A 2,729-nucleotide genomic window follows, 5' to 3' on the forward strand; every position below is an offset into this window, starting at 1 on the left:
TCACATCTGCACGCTCTACGACGTCGGAAGCGCCGACGGCGTCGAGTACCTCGTCATGGAGCTCCTCGAAGGTCAGACGCTCGCCGACCGCGTCGAGAAGGGACCGCTCCCCACCGACCAGGTGATCCGCTTCGGCATGGAGATCGCCGACGCGCTCGACCGCGCGCACCGCGCCGGCATCGTCCACCGGGATCTGAAGCCCGGCAACGTCATGCTCACGAAGTCGGGCGTGAAGCTCCTCGACTTCGGCCTGGCCAAGACGGCGGCCGAGCGGCGCGAGCCGGACCTCTCGTCCCTTCCCACGCAGATGGGCGCCTCGCGTCCGCTCACCCAGAAGGGCACGGTGATGGGCACTTTCCAGTACATGGCGCCCGAGCAGCTCGAAGGGAAGGAAGCCGACGGACGGACCGACATCTTCGCGCTCGGATGCGTGCTCTACGAGATGGCGACGGGGAACAAGGCCTTCACGGGCAGCAGCCAGGCCTCGCTCGTCTCGGCGATCCTGCGCGACGAGCCGAAGCCGATCTCCGAGCTCGCCCCGATGGCGCCTCCGGCTCTCGACCGCCTCGCGAAGACCTGTCTCGCCAAGGACCCCGAGGAGCGGTGGCAGTCCGCGCGCGACGTCATGTCGGAGCTGCGCTGGATCGGCCAGGCGGGATCGCAGGCCGGCGCGCCCGCCATCGTCGTCTCGCGGAGGAAGAACCGCGAGAAGCTCGCGTGGTTCGGTTTTGCCGGCGCCGCGCTCCTCGCCGCGCTGTTCGCGATCGGATTCCTTCGCCGAGCGCCTCGCCCGTCGAAGCCAATTGTCGCTGCCCTCGTCCCTCCCGAGAAGATGTTCGTGACCGAATTCGCCCTCTCGCCCGACGGCACGAAGCTCGCCTTTTGCGCCCTCAAGCCGGGGGGTCAGCCGGGCCTCTGGGTTCGCTCACTCTCCGAACCGACCGCGAAGCTCGTGCCGGGCGCCGAGGACGTTTCTTTCCCTTTCTGGTCGCCGGACAGCAAGTACGTCGCTTTCTTCAGCCAGGGCGCGTTGAAGAGAATGGATGCCGCCGGCGGTCCGATTCTGACGATCTGCGACACCGAGCGGGTCGTCGGTGGAACGTGGAACCGGGACGGGACGATCGTCTTCGCGCTGCCGACTTCGCCGCTCTTCAAGGTAGCGGCGTCCGGAGGCAAGCCGATTCCGGTGACCCGGCTCGATGCGTCGCTCCACGTGACGGCCCATCGCTACCCCTCGTTCCTCCCCGACGGCGTGCATTTCCTTTACATGGCGGCGAACCTTTCGGCGCCTCTCGATGACCCGGGCAGCTCGATCCGGGTCGGCTCGCTCGACGGAAAGCTCGACAAGGCGCTCGTCCCGGTGGCTTCGAACGCCGCCTACGCGGAGGGACGTCTCTTCTACGGCCGCGACGGCTCGCTCCTGGCCCAGAGGATCGATCTCTCCCGCTGGGAGATGAAAGGCGATCCCGTGACGATCGGCGATCGACTTCCGGCAACGAACTGGTTCGGCCTCGCCCCGTTCTCGATATCCGGACAGACGCTGGTCTATCTTCCCCTCGTCGCCGTTCCCGGGCAGCTCACCTGGTTCGACCGCGGCGGCCGGTCGCTCGGTTCGATCGGGGAGCCCCGCCCCTACAATGTCCATCGCCTTTCGCCGGACGGCCGACGCGTCGCGGCCGACGTCTTCGACCCCGCGAGGGCCAAAACCGATATCTGGATCTTCGACACGGCCACCAGCGCCGGCACCCGGTTCGTCTCGACCAACTGGAGCGACTTCGCGCCCGTCTGGTCGCCGGAGGGAGATCGGATCGCCTTCGCCTCGACCCGGAAGTCGAAGGGTGCGAAGCCGGACATCTGGATGAAGCGCGTCGATGGCACGGCCGAGGAGCCGTTTTCCGAGTCGCCGGACAACCGCATCCCCGAAGACTGGTCGCCCGATGGGCACTTCCTCTCCTTCAACGCGACGCCGGCAACCGGGAAAAGAAATACCCAGCTCTGGTTTGCCGAGACCGGCGGCGCGCGCAAAGTCGTCCCTTTCTCCGTGGACGCATTCTCCCAGGGCAACAGCCGCTTCTCCCCCGACGGTCGATGGATCGCCTTCGAGTCCGACGAGTCGGGAAAATCGGAGGTCTACGTCCGGCCCTTCCCCGAGGGAACCGGCCGGTGGCAGATCTCCCCGGCCGGGGGTGGGACCCCCGTCTGGCGGCGGGATGGGAAGGAGCTGTACTACCTGGCTCCCGACTTCAAGATCATGGCCGCCCAGATCACGCTCTCGCCGACATTTCGCTCCGGAGCGCCCTACCCGCTGTTCGCCATCCATCCCAATGGCCTCCAGCCCTTCGACGTCTCGGCCGACGGGCAGAGGTTCCTCGTGGACACCGCCCCGAGCGATCAGGGCTCTCCACCTTTCAGCCTCGTCTTGAACTGGACCGGGTTGCTGAAGAACGACTGAACGACTTGAAGTTTGAAACGAGGATCGATTCGTGACACTGGCACAGGGAACCCGCCTCGGTCCCTACGAGATCGTTTCGCCCATCGGCGCCGGCGGCATGGGCGAGGTATACAAAGCCAAGGATGCCCGGCTCGGCCGCGACGTCGCGATCAAGGTCCTCCCCTCGCACCTGACCGACGATCCGGACCTGAAGGCCCGCTTCGAGCGCGAGGCGCGGGCGATCTCGCAGCTCACCCACCCTCACATCTGCACGCTCTACGACGTCGGAAGCGCCGAC

General features: G+C 66.9%; 2 protein-coding genes. Both read left to right on the top strand.

Annotation, left to right across the window (positions count from 1 at the left end):
• On the top strand, nt 1-2,452 hold a 2,452-nt coding region (locus tag VFS34_02665), incomplete at its 5' end, for a protein kinase (protein ID HET9793339.1).
• 31 nt (nt 2,453-2,483) lie between these two features.
• The coding region (locus VFS34_02670; protein HET9793340.1) for a protein kinase at nt 2,484-2,729 on the top strand (246 nt) is incomplete at its 3' end.

The organism is Thermoanaerobaculia bacterium (assembly GCA_035717485.1).
Lineage (GTDB): Bacteria > Acidobacteriota > Thermoanaerobaculia > UBA5066 > DATFVB01 > DATFVB01.